Annotated in this window: 18 protein-coding genes; 4 read left to right on the plus strand and 14 right to left on the minus strand. The window is 27.0% G+C overall.

Annotated elements, in window-relative coordinates:
* The 3 genes from BS62_RS04880 to BS62_RS04890 form a co-directional block, all read right to left on the minus strand.
* A partial coding sequence (locus BS62_RS04880; protein WP_496490131.1) for a hypothetical protein occupies positions 1–205 on the minus strand: 205 nt, incomplete at its 3' end.
* A 31-nt stretch (positions 206–236) separates the two neighbouring features.
* Entirely contained in the window at positions 237–1,484 is a 1,248-nt protein-coding gene (locus tag BS62_RS04885; protein ID WP_496490132.1) for a TraB/GumN family protein, read from the minus strand.
* A 787-nt stretch (positions 1,485–2,271) separates the two neighbouring features.
* The gene (locus BS62_RS04890) at positions 2,272–2,820 is read right to left on the minus strand and encodes a hypothetical protein (protein ID WP_496490133.1); all 549 of its coding nucleotides are present in this window, start codon (positions 2,818–2,820) and stop codon (positions 2,272–2,274) included.
* Positions 2,821–3,609: 789 nt separating this feature from the next.
* On the opposite strand from BS62_RS04890, the gene BS62_RS04895 reads away from it, so the two are divergent.
* Together BS62_RS04895 and BS62_RS04900 are read left to right on the plus strand one after the other, a co-directional pair.
* Entirely contained in the window at positions 3,610–3,873 is a 264-nt protein-coding gene (locus BS62_RS04895; RefSeq protein ID WP_496490134.1) for a hypothetical protein, read from the plus strand.
* 333 nt (positions 3,874–4,206) lie between these two features.
* Positions 4,207–4,896, plus strand: coding sequence for a DUF4397 domain-containing protein (locus BS62_RS04900; RefSeq protein ID WP_496490135.1), 690 nt, complete (start codon positions 4,207–4,209; stop codon positions 4,894–4,896).
* A gap of 174 nt (positions 4,897–5,070) precedes the next feature.
* Here the strand turns inward: BS62_RS04900 and BS62_RS04905 are convergent, their stop codons facing one another.
* Positions 5,071–5,532, minus strand: coding sequence for a hypothetical protein (locus BS62_RS04905; RefSeq protein ID WP_496490136.1), 462 nt, complete (start codon positions 5,530–5,532; stop codon positions 5,071–5,073).
* Positions 5,533–5,802: 270 nt separating this feature from the next.
* Here BS62_RS04905 and BS62_RS04910 point away from each other — a divergent pair, with 270 nt between their 5' ends.
* Positions 5,803–6,468, plus strand: coding sequence for a DUF4397 domain-containing protein (locus BS62_RS04910; protein WP_496490137.1), 666 nt, complete (start codon positions 5,803–5,805; stop codon positions 6,466–6,468).
* An 83-nt stretch (positions 6,469–6,551) separates the two neighbouring features.
* On the opposite strand, the gene hcp is transcribed toward BS62_RS04910, so the two are convergent.
* From hcp to BS62_RS04960, 10 genes are all read right to left on the minus strand, one after another.
* Positions 6,552–8,201 carry a hydroxylamine reductase gene (hcp, locus tag BS62_RS04915; RefSeq protein ID WP_496490138.1) on the minus strand — a complete coding sequence of 550 codons (1,650 nt, stop codon included), beginning with the start codon at positions 8,199–8,201 and terminating at the stop codon, positions 6,552–6,554.
* Positions 8,202–8,886: 685 nt separating this feature from the next.
* Positions 8,887–9,204, minus strand: coding sequence for a hypothetical protein (locus BS62_RS04920; protein WP_496490139.1), 318 nt, complete (start codon positions 9,202–9,204; stop codon positions 8,887–8,889).
* 33 nt (positions 9,205–9,237) lie between these two features.
* On the minus strand, positions 9,238–9,573 hold the full coding sequence (locus BS62_RS04925) for a hypothetical protein (RefSeq protein WP_496490140.1): 336 nt from the start codon (positions 9,571–9,573) through the stop codon (positions 9,238–9,240).
* Positions 9,574–9,769: 196 nt separating this feature from the next.
* Complete coding sequence (locus BS62_RS04930) at positions 9,770–9,973, minus strand: hypothetical protein (RefSeq protein WP_496490141.1); 204 nt, start codon at positions 9,971–9,973, stop codon at positions 9,770–9,772.
* 84 nt (positions 9,974–10,057) lie between these two features.
* On the minus strand, positions 10,058–10,480 hold the full coding sequence (locus tag BS62_RS04935; RefSeq protein ID WP_496490142.1) for a hypothetical protein: 423 nt from the start codon (positions 10,478–10,480) through the stop codon (positions 10,058–10,060).
* Positions 10,481–10,561: 81 nt separating this feature from the next.
* On the minus strand, positions 10,562–11,065 hold the full coding sequence (locus BS62_RS04940) for a hypothetical protein (protein ID WP_496490143.1): 504 nt from the start codon (positions 11,063–11,065) through the stop codon (positions 10,562–10,564).
* Positions 11,066–11,301: 236 nt separating this feature from the next.
* On the minus strand, positions 11,302–11,490 hold the full coding sequence (locus tag BS62_RS04945; protein WP_496490144.1) for a hypothetical protein: 189 nt from the start codon (positions 11,488–11,490) through the stop codon (positions 11,302–11,304).
* Positions 11,491–11,634: 144 nt separating this feature from the next.
* Complete coding sequence (locus BS62_RS04950) at positions 11,635–12,117, minus strand: hypothetical protein (protein WP_496490145.1); 483 nt, start codon at positions 12,115–12,117, stop codon at positions 11,635–11,637.
* A gap of 204 nt (positions 12,118–12,321) precedes the next feature.
* The gene (locus tag BS62_RS04955) at positions 12,322–12,585 is read right to left on the minus strand and encodes a hypothetical protein (protein WP_496490146.1); all 264 of its coding nucleotides are present in this window, start codon (positions 12,583–12,585) and stop codon (positions 12,322–12,324) included.
* Positions 12,586–12,923: 338 nt separating this feature from the next.
* On the minus strand, positions 12,924–14,558 hold the full coding sequence (locus BS62_RS04960; RefSeq protein WP_496490147.1) for an ATP-binding protein: 1,635 nt from the start codon (positions 14,556–14,558) through the stop codon (positions 12,924–12,926).
* A 108-nt stretch (positions 14,559–14,666) separates the two neighbouring features.
* Here BS62_RS04960 and BS62_RS04965 point away from each other — a divergent pair, with 108 nt between their 5' ends.
* Complete coding sequence (locus BS62_RS04965; protein WP_496490148.1) at positions 14,667–14,897, plus strand: helix-turn-helix domain-containing protein; 231 nt, start codon at positions 14,667–14,669, stop codon at positions 14,895–14,897.
* The last annotated feature ends 62 nt before the right edge of the window (positions 14,898–14,959 follow it).

Genomic DNA, 14,959 nt, shown 5'->3' on the forward strand with positions numbered 1-14,959 from the left:
GACGAAGCTTTTCTATATCCTTCTTGCTATCAATCCATTCTTCAGAATATCCACACTCACAGCATAAATATCTAGTTACATTTACTGCACCAAATATAGTAGCGCCCACCAAAATATTGTTTCCAGTACCATATGCACCAGTCTCACCTAAAATCCTTAAAATCTCCCTTGAATTACATTTTGGGCATATTTTTGTATTTTTCATATTTCACCTCTAAATTTTATTTGCTAACTTCCTACTCATTAAAAATATTTTTCCATACGAATTTTGATTCTTCACTATTTCTTATTAATATTAAATACTGAAAATAATTGGTTGTTGGATTATTTTTATAGTCATATGAATTTCTTGAAAATACATTAATAGAGTCTTCTTTAAATGGTGATTTTCTATTATCTAATCTAAATATAGTTGCTTTTGATTTTGAGTTTATATAATCTTTAAATAAATCTTCATTTATAAAATAATCACTATGTTGCAGTACCGGTTCTTTAAAATAATATCCATAGGCTATTGATAGTACTTTATCTTTGTATTTTTCATCCTTATTTAATAATGATGCAAAATAATTCATATCAAGTAAGTCTAAATTACTATAAACTGTATCTTGAAATGCATGAAAACCTCCCCATTGCCCAAAATACACTGGGTTTTTAAGTTGAGAGTCTATTATTTTGAAATTCTCATATATATATTTATCTCTTATATTATCAGAATACTTTTCATCACTTGTATATGATTTGCTCAAATCCGTTATATTTTTTATTACAAGTTTAAATTCATTAAGATTTTCTTTAAATATATCTTTGTACTTTTCTTCATTGGTATCTATATCTTTATTAAGTTTGTTTAAAATATTCGATAAATTTTTATATCCACCTTTATTATAGTAGTCAAAGTCTTTTAATTCATCTATTAAGATTTTTAGCTCATCGGTTAGCTTTTCTTCATCCTTTACTACATCAAGTATATAGTCATAAGTAGCTTGGGATTGAATATCAGCGCCTACTACCTTTATCCGTTTATCCTTAGGTAAAGTTTGATTAAATTTATAAATTTCAACTAACTCATTATAGTTTTCTTCAGTATAGTACTTATGATTTTTATAAATTTCAAAATAGTTTTTTAGTATAGTTTCATCTCCACTTTCTAGGTATTTATTTAAAAAATATGAATCAGCATATCCTACTTCGTGCAATAAATAGTTAACACCAATTTCTTTTTGGAGATATTTTAAAAGCTTTAATTTTACAACATTATTTTGAGCTAAATTATGGTGTTCACCTGTAAAAATAATTTTTTTATTTTTTATATCTTCAGATAAAATTTCTAGTCCTGAGAAATCATCTTCATTTTCTAAATTTAAATCTGAATAATTTCTTTTTAAATATTCATCTGTGTTTTTATATGGCTTGTTTATAATAATTATCATTGATATACATAAAATTGTTAGTATCGCTATTAATAATTTATATTTCTTCAATACTATCTCCCCCTAATTTTATAATAAATAGTAATTTATACTTGAATACTACCCCTTATTTATAGATCATTTTTTATTTTATATATCATTTTTTGAAAAAAAAGATACCATGCAAACATAAGTATTAAAATAATTATTATAGTTAAAATCCTTGAAATTTCATTAGGAAATAAATAGTACATATTATTTTTCGTATCCTTTGAAATAAGGCTTATAATTGGAACAAATATAATACTTAAAATTCTTAAACAAATTATCTTAAGTTTTGGTAATATGTTTTGTTTTGTATTTCTCAGCATATTTGAATTCTCCCAATTTACATAATATTTTATTGTTTAACTCAATCAATTAGTTGTGTTTATAGAAGCTATTAATTACTTATGCTAAGATTTTTTGTTATATTTTAATATAAAAGGTTGTACTATCAAATGATGGATCAATATCCAAGCAATAAATAATAGTAGATTTTTTTCTGAATATATTTCTGTATATAAATAAGCAAGGACAATAAGAAATAGTATTGTACTCACAATTATTGAAAAAACAGTTACTTTATGAATGGAACTACATTCAAGACAAGTATAACTGTACCTATTTTTCAAAAACTGTCTATAAAATGCGATAAATGGTATTTTTACATTGCAATTATTACACCTTTTTATCATTACTTTTCTCCCCCTAAAAATAAAAAAAATATCTATTACCCTACCTTATTTACTTGCACATAATATTATCCTAATGTGTAATATATAAAATTTTTCCATTATGCGATAACCATTTAATTTTTCTATTTATTAATTTCACTTGCTAAACCAAATGCATGATTAAATACAACTTTATTATCTTTTGATTTAATTTCTACATGTAGGCTTATATCCTCTATGTTAAGATCCTTAGGCATTTGAGTAGAAATTTTTATATTGTCAGAACCATTTGCTGGTATTTTAGATTTCATAACATCATTGCTCCAAGAATGATTTATAGATATGAAAACTTCTTCGTTAGTCTTGTTAATCAAACTAACACTAGATAATATAGTTTTTAAGTTTTCTTTAGTTGAATCTTCAATCTTAACATCTACCTTTTCAAGAGTAACTTTAAAATGTGCATCATCAACAGCCATTACAAAATCTTTTGTAATAAAGTTGTTTGTATTTTCACTCAAAATATTATCATTTAATGAGTCCGAATTTACATCCTGTTCTTCTTTATCTAATGGTAGTTTTTCTTCAGTTGTATTAGTCTGAGTACATCCAACTAATGATATAGATACTAATAGTATTATTAGTAGACTTTTTATACAACGAAACCATTTATAATATTTAACTACATACATATTTTATTAAACTCCTTTTTATTTGTTTTACTTAATTATATTCTATTAACAAAGTTATTATAATAAATTAGACAAATGACTTTGTTACATGCAACTGCGTACTAGTTTTCATCTTAACTATATATTAAATATAACATTATTTTCAATATCATTAACTACTCTCTAGTATCTTTATTTTATGAAGTAACCCAGCTAAGTGTGCGTTCTTTGCACTCTTAGCGACATCTCCAAAAAATAAAATAAAGGTATCATGTCTGCAAGAGATGATACCTACCTTCAGTATGTTTTTTATTGAAATGTTCTTAGAGAAACTAGGCTCTTAGTACTTATGGGTGAAGCTTGTGCCCGATTGCTCTTTATCGGTTGCTGCGTAATGAATATGTACGTTACCTACCAACTATTTATTCTAGGTAAACTAGCTTATTATAGTATGTATGAGTGTTAGTTCCAGGCGCTCTTTCCTGAACTATAAGCGAAGGAATACTATTATAAGCGGATTAAAAAACCTACCATTGGATATATAAAAACCCTTAAAAGTAGTCTCTGCTTTAATATTGTTTTGAAATTAAGATATATACTAACAAAGAAATATTCTTTCTTCTTTCTCTAATAGAAAGTATAGAAATATTGTGACACAGAAGAACCTCGCTTATGTTTCATATTAAAGGATTTTAACAACAGATAGTAAAGTATGTTATACTATTAACAAACAGTGTTCTACATTTATCACATAACCTTAATTTAATGAATATAGTTTAGTATAGTCCAGATTTAAAGGGGGAAATAAACATGGAAATGATAGAGATTATAAGAGTTATTATAGGGATTGTTTTAATAGCTTATGGATTAGGAGTAAATTATTATGAAAAGTTCCATGATATGAAAAATATAGACCAAAGAAACGGTGTGCTAAATGGTAAAGTAGCTGTATTTGCAGGAACTTTAGTCTCAGCTTACACAGTTAAAATAGGTATAATAGTAGCTATAATAAGTGTCGCATTAGTAATAGCAGAAGAAATTATGCTCAATAGAAAAACTAATACAACCAAATAAATTTTATAGAATAGCAAAAACAGACTAGATTAAATTACTAGGACTGCCAGACAATTGTGTGATAAATAAAGAATAAAAATAGCTGTATCATAGCATTTAAAGCTTATACACTATGATACAGCTATTAATTAAGTTTGATATTAAGTAGTTCACACCCTTATACTGCGTAGTATATAAAAACTACATATTAAAATATGTTATATATCTCGAATATTAAAAATTTCTAAAATTAATCCTAGAGAATTGTTAGATTTTATTGACAATATAGTATTTATATTCATATATTATAATACGGAATTTATATGAATATAAATATTCAAAGGAGGTATGTGTATGTATAGTTGTAGACAGATAACTACACACGAATTACAAGTGCCTTGTGTTACGCCTATAACGTCTTTAATTAGAGCATTTCAGGCATTACCAGAACTTCCTCCCGTAGATATATATATAAACGGTATATGGGGAGCTAGATATCTTCAATATAAAGACATGGCTAGATACAAAGCTTTTTGTTTTACATCATATAATATTACAATCTTTCCAACAGGTAATAGAGAAAAAACGCTAGCAGATATTAAGGATATACGATTACCATTGGGTCAAATTATAACATTGGCGATAACTGGAAGCGTAGATAATATAAATATTCTACCAATAATAGATAACATCAATGAAAGGATAACAACTGATCAAACTAAAATTAGAATTTATAATCTAGATAATTCTGTTATATCATTTCAAATGAGTTCGCCGAACGGTTCAATAAATGATTCGTTATCTTACCTACAAGGTACTGCATACACTTTAATAAATCCAGGTAGCCATAGATTTCAATTGGCCTCGAATAATCCAAATCTTCAACCAATAGATATAAATATTGACCTTAATCCAGGAAGAATATATACACTGTATGTTACAGGAAGTATGGATTTTAATTCTCCAGGATATAAAACTGGCAACATACCTCAGATTATACTGTCTGTTGATGGGACTACTTTGTATAATCCATGTATAGACTAAGAGCTATTAAAGGCTCTTTTTATTTTGCTTTAATTTATAAAAAAATGCACAGTTTTATACTACTGTACACCATAACTCTATATACTAAATATAGTATTACTTATAGTAGACCTACTCTTATTTCTCCCCTTTTTTTAAATTCAACGCTGATTTAAGACATAATCTAATGAAAGATTATTTATTTTCATTGTCTTCTATTTCTCCAGTTTTATATCCTATAATTCCAATACTAAAATATACTACTATCCCTGTTATTAAAAATAATATGTTTGTACCTGCTCCCCAAGAAAAATATGATAGTCCATAAATAGGGCCGATATAAACTATAGATAAAAAACCTACAATAGTCATAATCATATCTGGTCCTGTATTTACCCAAATACTAGATATAACCACAAATATTCCTATAGTCCAAAATACAATGTTAAATTTCAAAAACGACTTGTCTTTGTATCTTCCACATAAATATCCATAAAGACCCCAAGATAAAAGAGCTATTAATGACGATATTGCATTTATAGTTAATGGCTTTTGTTCAGCTGACAATAAAGCTACTAAAAAGTTTGTAAATCCTATAGGTGCAGTAGAAAATAACCCAAATAATATATGTACTATGTATATCTTTATATAGTTCATTATTTTTACCTCTTATTTTAAATATTTTACTCTCAATAAACTATATTATAAAACTTTCAATTTAATAACCTTTTGAAATAAGCTCTAATGAATAAAATGCAGTTAGTGGTATATCTGATTTTGGTAGGCCACTTATAATTTAAAAAAGTATAAAGTCATTTTCTCCTGAATATTCTTTTATTAGAGGGTTTCTGGCAATGCCTGAGTTACCTCCTATAAATGGGAATACCTATCTTGCAAAATCCATTTTTATGTAAAGGTGGTGATATTATGAACCGTCAATTAATATACGATGTCTTAAATCCTTGTATAGATAATCAAGCTTCAATAGTTAGAATGTTTAACACTGTTCCAGGATTATCAGTAGATATTTATATAAATGACAAACCTAGAATTGTAAACATGAACTACAGCGAACTTAGAGATTATATGCCAACAATACCAGGAAAGCGAAATATAAAAATATATCAATCTCAAACTAATAATCTTTTATTAGAAGATCAAGCGTTTGAAATATCAGGTGGTCAAATATTCACATATGCATTTTGGGGTAGTTCAAATAATTTTAAATTTCTAACTATATTAGATGATATTAATGAAAATTTAGCACCAGATCGGACGAAAGTTAGATTTTATAATTTAGATTCTACCAATATAACATTTATCGCCAATCCACCTATGGGTATGCCCTCTATAGCTTTAGCTCCTGGGCAAGGTACTAATTATATTCAAGTAAATCCAGGAATTTATAACTTGCAAATTAATTCACTTAATCAAATTACAAAAAACATATCAATTAGTTTTAAACCAGGTAGAATATACACCGTGTATTTTTTTGCCAGTGTAAACCCTGATTCCCCAATTTATACTCAAGCTAATATATCGCAGGTTGCGTTAGTTGTCGATGGAAATACTTTGTTCGATAAATGCACTTAATCCAAAAAAGACTAGGTTTAACAAAACCTAGTCCTTTTACTATACTTGATTATTATTTATTATATTGGTTTATCAACCTTTTATTATCCTAATATAACTTTTAGATCTTCTTCTGGCGTTGATATAGGTTTTAAATCAAAATGATTTATTAAGTATTGTAGAACATCTGGAGATAAGAACGCTGGAATTGATGGTCCAAGGTATATCCCTTTTATTCCTAATGATAATAATGTTAGTAAATCTGCAACAGCTTTTTGTTCATACCAAGATAACATTATAGATAATGGTAAGTCATTTACATCACATTCAAAAGCTTCTGCAAGTGCTAATGCTATTCTTACTGCTGAGTATGTGTCATTACATTGACCAACATCTAAAAGTCTTGGAAGTCCTGCTACTTCACCTAAATCTAATTTATTAAATCTATATTTTCCGCAAGCTAAAGTAAGTATAACACTATCTTGAGGAGTTTGTTTAGCAAGGTCAGTATAATAGTTTCTTCCTGGTCTTGCTCCATCACATCCACCTATTACGAAGAAGTGTTTTATTTTCCCTGTCTTAACAGCGTCAACTATTGCCCCTGCGTGACTTAATGTAGACTTGTGACCAAATCCAACTGTTATTTTCTTTTCTTCTTCATCTTTTTGGAATCCGCCTAATTCTAATGCTTTTTCTATTACAGGTGTAAAGTCTTTATTTCCTTTATCATCACTTTTGTTTATATGGTTAACATCTGGCCATCCAACTATACTCGTAGTAAATAATCTGTCTTTGTATGAATCTCTAGGCTTCATTAAGCAGTTAGTAGTCATAAGTATAGCAGCTGGTATTCCATCAAATTGTTTTTGTTGGTCTTGCCATGCATCACCGAAGTTACCAACTAAATGAGAGTATTTATTTAATTCTGGATAACCATGGCATGGTAACATCTCACCATGAGTATATATGTTTATACCTTTTCCTTCAGTTTGTTCAAGTAGCATTTTTAAATCTCTTAAATCATGTCCTGATACTATTATTGCCGGACCTTTTTTAACATTTACATTTACTGGAGTTGGAACTGGATCTCCATAAGTTTCTGTATTTGCAGTGTCTAGTAATTCTATACACTTGTAGTTTGCCCTACCAGTTTCCATTGTCATATTTATTAATTCTTCTACAGTTAATTTATCATTTATAGTTGCAGCTAATCCTTTGAAGAAGAATTGGTCTACTTCTTCACTAACATATCCTAAAACTCTTGCATGGTGGGCATATGCTCCCATACCTTTTAGTCCATATATTATTGTCTCTCTTAATGAACGTATGTTTTGATCTATTGATTGATTATACATTATACCCGCTTTTACAGCGTCTTTTAATATTTCATTTTTGTCTGATGGTAAATTATATGTAGCTTGCTCTGGAGCACCTTCATCGTTATTTACTTGTTTTCTTAATTCTTCTTTTATACTTTGTGCTTCTTTTAATAAATCAAAGAATCTATTAGTATCAAAGTTAGTATTTGTTAGAGTATAAAATGTTCCATCTGCAACAAATGCAGATACGTCTTGGTCTACTTTTACTCCTCTATCTAATAACTTCATTGCATAATAACTTATTCCTTTTAATTGATATATGAACAAGTCCATAACTTTGGCAAGTTCAGAATCTTTAGTACAGTTACCCATTTTTGTACAACCTTTACCACCTATTGCCTGTTCACATTGAAAACAAAACATTGAAAAATCCATATAATATCCTCCTATTTATGTGTAAAAAATCATGCATTAATAATTTTGTTCATAATCCCACTTTTTATACCTTTTATAATAGGAGTTTTGCAAATTTAAGAAGACTATCCATTTATAAATTAGCCATTCACTAAATACTGTAGTATCTTTAATCTTATTAACTCTGCTTTTTAATTTTATGATTTCAACATCTGTTTAGTTAAATAAATTAGCAAAATGTGCGCTCTTTGCACTCTTAGCATTCTCCCTCAAAAATAAAAATAAAGGTATCATGTCTGCAAGAGATGATACCTTCCTTTGGTATGGTTTTTTATTGTAATTCTTTTAGATAAACTAAGCTCTTAGTACTTATGAATGAAGCTTGTGTCCGATTGCTCTTTATCGGGTGCTAGATCATGAATATCTACGTTAACTCTATTAACTATTTATTCTAGGTAACCTAGCTTATTATAGTATGTATGAGTGTTAGTTCCAGGCGCTCTTTCCTGGACTATAAGAGAAGGAATACTATTATAAGCTGATTAATAAAACTATTATTAGCTACCTGGAAAATGTTTCAAATTAGGCTTTAAAAAATAAGTTGTGAAATTAGATTTATAGTTAAGATATGAGATATATTCCCTACCAAAACGAACAATATATAAACATTATTCATTTAATCTATTCAGTAAATTGAAATTTGGTATTATTCACAACCTATACTTACATATTTCATTTTAATTGATATAAACTTTAATAAATAATTCATCAACCAAAATGTAGCTATATAATAACATGCAAAAAGACTTATACTATTAATAGCCATTACACTCTCAAAAATTAGTAAAATACAAATAATTATGCAAAATAATAGCTGTAAACTATAATAAGAATCCTTTGTAACCTTCATACTCTCATTATTTATAGTATATATAATAATTTTGTTTTTATATAATATTAGACTATATATAAAAAGAATTAATGGTATTATAATTGCAGAAACCACAAGTAATGTATATTCCATTTTAATCCCCCCTTTTTTTAATTTACTTCTAATCTAAATTTTATTGATTTTATTTTTTAGTATTGAAATCATCTTCTCAAGTACATATCCTAAAATATATGCTACTGCATAGTATCCTAAGTATATATTTGCAGAATCATTTAGCATTACTAAAATTACTACTAAAAATGCAGAAAGTGACATAACCAATGGAATTATAAAGCCTTTATTTTTTATAGAGCATAGCATTCCTTCTATAAAAAAAGATAATGGGACAATCGCTAACAGTCCAATTATAAATAAATCCTTCCAGTTAAAAATATCCGCTAAAATAAATACTATAAACATAGTTATTATAGGTATGAAACTCCCTAATTTATATTTTTTCATATTGTTTATTTACCCCTTTTAAATTATATAATATATAAAAATTATTTCATATTGAATAAAAAATTAATTATTGTGCCTAATATTAGTATATGGACAATAGCCTAAATAATGACTATAAGTACAACACCTACTATCCTATTTTTCGGTATTTGTTCTTAAAACCCTTTAGTATGAAATATTACATTATATATAAAAACTACTCCTTTTTAGAAGAATTTAATTCTACTAGTTTCTTTAGATTTATATTTATACTAACCAATACAACAATGAGTATAATCAAAAGAATTGAATTTCCAAGTTGATTATTACTAAGTCTAAGATTATCAATTGCTACTGAAACACTATCAAAACCAGATCGCATAGTTTGATTTAATTCTTGAATTTGATTTGACTCTTCCATATATTCCTCCCCATCTCTATACGTATTATTATACTACTGCGTTACATATAAAGGTTGTAAACTTTAACACGATATTTTATTTTTTTATTTGTTACCTATTTTGAATGAACCTATTACAGTCTTACCATCTTTTTCATAAATAGGAATTGTTCTATCGCCTTCTCTCTTGAGTTTCTCCATGTAAGCTATTGCCTCTTCTGGATTTTTAGGTTGGTTTGCTGTATCATAAAAATCCTCTTTTAGTGCATAGCCAGCTTTACCGTTGTCAGCTTCTACTAAAATCAAATCTAACTCATCTGGGTTACCATCTTCATCCATCTTAGAATTTTTTATAGCTATATTACTTCCATATGTTTGTCCATTTTCATTAACTGCAATTTCTAATTCATTATCGCTACTAGCAAAAGCATATAATTCTTTTTGAGACTCTTCAAAACCTTTCACTCCCACAAATGTTAGTCCACCTACAATTACTAATCCGAGTATATATCCCTTTTTAAATCTCATTACTTATCCTCCTTTTATATATAATAATTTTCAATTTATAAACATTTTTGCATATTTAGATAAACAGATCATCATAATATGTTACTTTTTTAGATTATTACGTATATCATTTATATCAAAATGAGTTTTTATTTTAAAACCGTTAATATTCTCCTCAATGGCATTTCTAGTATCCATGGAGATTGTTCTTACTTTTGCATTGTTCGAATCAGAAAATTCTACACTTATTGTTTTGAAATCTGCATCTACTAAGAGGATTGAAGAAATAACATTATATATAAGTATACAATCATCATCTATACTAGATGAAGTTTTGGAGTATAGTTTAACTCTTAATTCAAGGACTTTATCACTAATTTTGCTATCAATGACATTGCCAGTTTTATTAATAACCTTATTAACCCCACCTATAAATTCATCTATGTTAAATTTATGTTTTACAATTTCTTCTGCATCATTTTCATTTGTCTCAACAAACTTTGTTGTAGTACCTATACTTCTTGTATATTCATCATCATTAGAACTACAACCAATAACTGTGCTGCATACCAACACAATGACTAGTACCAAGATTTTTTTATTCATAATAGAAATTCCTCCCTTAAAATATATTGCAAATACATTTTTAATACTTTTTCTTTAATGATATACCGATATCCTTTTTTTATATATAAGTATGATAAAAAAGAAATGTCATTTATTCAGTATTAATGCTATATTTTAAAAATAAATACATAATAAAAGGAGGGAAAATTCTCCCCCCCTTACAGCATTATATATAAATATTGTTCATTAAATCTGGTCGATAAATTAGATTTATATTACTTGGTTTCTTTAAATATCAATTTCACTGTATTCGATACCAATACAGATGATACAATTATAATAAATACCGATAGTCCTCGAATAAACAAATTATCTACATAATAAGTTACTACACCAATACCCCAAATCATTGAAATTATACTTCCAATTAATGCTATAGTGCTAACTTTTTTTAAATTTTTCATACTTATTCCCCCCTAAAAATTCCTAATTATCTATATGGTATCAGATATGTTTTTATTTCTCAATATTATACAATTGTTCATTAACTTATATTTTAACAAGAAGTTATAATAAGGGTAGATGATTTTTTATCTACCCTTATTTCTTTATTCTTCGGAATTAGCAATTAAGTTATTGATGTATTTATAATTAAACTCAGAGTTAATAATTTTATAATATCCTCTAGGCAAATCTGGTTTTTCAGAATCTATATAAATACTTGATAAGTCGTCTAACCACACTAAAATAGTAAGATTATCATTGTCAGGTGAGTCAAGGCGAATGTCATACCTAAGGTTCATAGTACTATAATCAAAATCTTTTGATTTCATAGGTTTTAAATTTAAATCCTTAAGATATTTAAAAATAGCAGAGCAATCCTTTGAATTTGAAGTATTTTCAAACTTAGAATTCTCACTATTATTTTCAGAAAGATTGGGATTATAGTCTGTAACGCTACACGTTATTGGTTCTACAGACCTCTTAGATAAGGAATTATTAGATATAGTATAATAAATGTAGTTTTGATAAATGATTGTCGCAAAGAAAATGAATGTTAAAGTAATAAAAAGATATTTGATTTTTTTCATATCTCTATCCCCCTAGATTTTTTGCGAATTATACTTATAAATATATATTATATATTATCAAAGATATAGTTCTTAATTTACAAAAAACTTACCTATAAAGTACTCTGTATATAAACACTATGATATAGTTATTTTTATTTATCACACAATTGTTTAATAGAATAAAAGGATTTAAAATAGTACCTTTTTATTATTCTATAAAATTTATTTTGATTTATTAATTTTCCTATTAATAATAATTTCTTCTATTATTAATAATGAGATACTTATTATAGCTAATATAATACCTATTTTAACTGTGTAAGCTGAGACAAAAATTCCTGCTAACACAGCTACTTTACCATTTAACACACCATTTCTTTGGTCTATATATTTCATATCATGAAACTTTTCATAATAATTTACCCCTAGTCCATAAATTATTAAAATTACCCCTATAACAACTCTTATAATTCCCATCGTTTCCATGTTTACCCCCCTTAAATTTGTATTATACTAAATTATATTAACTAAATTAAGATTGTGTGATAAGTCTAGAATATCGCTTGACAATATTATAACATAGCTTATCTTCTGTTACAAAAATCCTTAATAGAAAATATAAGCAGAGATTCTTCTACTTTGCGATGTTCTGCTACTATGCATTAATAACTGCCAAATTATATATTAAATATATCGTTATTTCTAACTCGATTAAATCTATTTATACGTTTCTAAATTTAAACATTGATTTAATAGTGAGTGAAGTAATATAAGATCTTATATTACTTCACTCACTATTATTTTTATATGGTTCTTATATTTATTTATACTAAACAGGCATTTATATATATGTTCTCTACAATATCTTTTAGTTCTATTATCTGTATAATCTTTTCGTTAAAAGCTAAATATTTTCTACCTTCATTATTTATAAGAACATAATTTTTACCATTAGTATTATATGGTTTATTTTCCTCTATATTTATAATCCAGCATACAATGCAATCTACAATTTCTATAGGATGATTATGCTTAAAGAAATTACTTAGTTTATACTCTATTTCAACTAATATATTTAAACCATTATTATCTATACAAATCATATCTGTAGGTAATTTAGAAGAGTATGATACTATCTTACATAGATTATCTAAATATAAATTAATATCAGGTTGAGACATCATGGCTACAAATAACATGGCTGTCTCAAGTTCATTTCTTGGTTTTTTTAGCAATGGAATTTCATCTATTCCTAAATTTTCAAATTTATCTAGTTTCCTTATTATTCTGTTCGTTGCTTCACATTTCTTTTTAATTTCATATTCTTCTTTTTCTTTTCTAATCATAGAGAAATATTCTCTTTCTGCTATTGGAGTAATTTGTTTGTTTATTATTTCTTCAATTTGACTTATTACCCACTTAACCTTTATATCATCTATATTAGAGATATTATTTCTATCAGAAGTTAATTTGAAATTTTGAGAATTAGCCATTATATGATAATGGTGGTAATCCTCGCTATGAATTAAGTCATTCATTCGGACACAAGGAATAAAATCTTTACATAAATATACTCCAAATCTAGACTTATGGCTCTCTCCTTTACCTAAAGCGCACACTTTTTCCCTAGCTTTCGCTCCACTTACAGTTCCATATATCTGAACTGATACATACTCTCCATTTATATTTGTTTCTCTATTAAATGGACCAAATGCTCTAGAATAATACTTAGATTTCGCATACATCGTTATTGAGGAATCTGCAATTGGATTTTCATTAGGTTCTTCAAATTGATGAATGCCAACTACAATTTTTGATACATCATTTATCTTGTCGTTTATAGTTATTTGAGGTACTATATCTATATTATTTATAAGAGCCCTTACCTTAATGTTGTTAGCAAATATATTTCTGAAGCTGCCTCCGATTGTAAACCAATTAATATAGTCTTTTATAGTTTCTATATTAAACAATTGTTCTGGATTATCGATTCTATATCCTATGATTACTACTTTCGTTCCTTTGCTTATTTTCTGATTATATTTTCTAACTTCATATTCTGGAATTCTATCATTATTTAATGTTTCCCATGGGCTTTTCATATCTGCAATATATGCAGTTCCATCTTTTCTACATGTCTCTATGTGTATGCCATTACTTTTGTAGAAAATCTTTGTACCTAATCCTTTCTCTCCTATTTTGTTGTAGGATTTATGAGAAAAACCTAAATTGAAAAATTTATGTATTTCTTCTATGCCCATTCCATCCCCGTTGTCTTCTATTGTAATTATAAATTGACCTTCTGAATCTCTATCAATACTTATACAGACTTGATCTGCATTAGCATCATCTGCATTGCTTATCGCTTCTCGTAATATTTCAAGCTGATTAACTGTATTTAGTGCTATTTCTCTAAACACGGAGCTGTCTTTTACTTCAGGCAAGAATTTCATAGCCATTTTGAACCTCCTTTTCATAAAATAACCATATTGTGAGATAAGCTCACAATATATTCTTTCCTAATAATTTAAAATACATTCATATATTACTGTGAAAGGATTGTTTTTATGGAAAAGAGAAATTTAATAGGAGAAAATTTAAAAATACTTCGTAAGTTGAATGGACTTTCACAAGAAAAATTTATTGCTAAATTAAATCTACTTGGCTTAGATTTGGATCGTACTTCTTTATCAAGGATTGAAACTTTTAATAGAGAAGTTTATGATTACGAATTGCTATATTTCTCTAAAGTTTTAAACGTAAAAATTGCTGACTTGTATAAAAATATCTCTATATAAAAAATAGATATAATTGGAGTAACATAATATGACTCTTTTAGGCAATCGTGCGATAAACAGGT

The organism is Sporacetigenium mesophilum DSM 16796, assembly GCF_059569055.1.

Excerpts from the sequence above, each read along its gene's own strand:
- BS62_RS04895 (WP_496490134.1), top strand. The coding sequence starts at position 3,610 with ATGGAAATGATAGAGATTATAAGAGTTATTATAGGGATTGTTTTAATA.
- BS62_RS04910 (WP_496490137.1), top strand. The coding sequence starts at position 5,803 with ATGAACCGTCAATTAATATACGATGTCTTAAATCCTTGTATAGATAAT.
- BS62_RS04890 (WP_496490133.1), bottom strand. The coding sequence starts at position 2,820 with ATGTATGTAGTTAAATATTATAAATGGTTTCGTTGTATAAAAAGTCTA.
- BS62_RS04920 (WP_496490139.1), bottom strand. The coding sequence starts at position 9,204 with ATGGAATATACATTACTTGTGGTTTCTGCAATTATAATACCATTAATT.
- BS62_RS04940 (WP_496490143.1), bottom strand. The coding sequence starts at position 11,065 with ATGAATAAAAAAATCTTGGTACTAGTCATTGTGTTGGTATGCAGCACA.
- BS62_RS04905 (WP_496490136.1), bottom strand. The coding sequence starts at position 5,532 with ATGAACTATATAAAGATATACATAGTACATATATTATTTGGGTTATTT.
- BS62_RS04950 (WP_496490145.1), bottom strand. The coding sequence starts at position 12,117 with ATGAAAAAAATCAAATATCTTTTTATTACTTTAACATTCATTTTCTTT.
- BS62_RS04955 (WP_496490146.1), bottom strand. The coding sequence starts at position 12,585 with ATGGAAACGATGGGAATTATAAGAGTTGTTATAGGGGTAATTTTAATA.
- BS62_RS04900 (WP_496490135.1), top strand. The coding sequence starts at position 4,207 with ATGTATAGTTGTAGACAGATAACTACACACGAATTACAAGTGCCTTGT.
- hcp (WP_496490138.1), bottom strand. The coding sequence starts at position 8,201 with ATGGATTTTTCAATGTTTTGTTTTCAATGTGAACAGGCAATAGGTGGT.
- BS62_RS04935 (WP_496490142.1), bottom strand. The coding sequence starts at position 10,480 with ATGAGATTTAAAAAGGGATATATACTCGGATTAGTAATTGTAGGTGGA.
- BS62_RS04925 (WP_496490140.1), bottom strand. The coding sequence starts at position 9,573 with ATGAAAAAATATAAATTAGGGAGTTTCATACCTATAATAACTATGTTT.
- BS62_RS04965 (WP_496490148.1), top strand. The coding sequence starts at position 14,667 with ATGGAAAAGAGAAATTTAATAGGAGAAAATTTAAAAATACTTCGTAAG.
- BS62_RS04930 (WP_496490141.1), bottom strand. The coding sequence starts at position 9,973 with ATGGAAGAGTCAAATCAAATTCAAGAATTAAATCAAACTATGCGATCT.
- BS62_RS04945 (WP_496490144.1), bottom strand. The coding sequence starts at position 11,490 with ATGAAAAATTTAAAAAAAGTTAGCACTATAGCATTAATTGGAAGTATA.
- BS62_RS04960 (WP_496490147.1), bottom strand. The coding sequence starts at position 14,558 with ATGGCTATGAAATTCTTGCCTGAAGTAAAAGACAGCTCCGTGTTTAGA.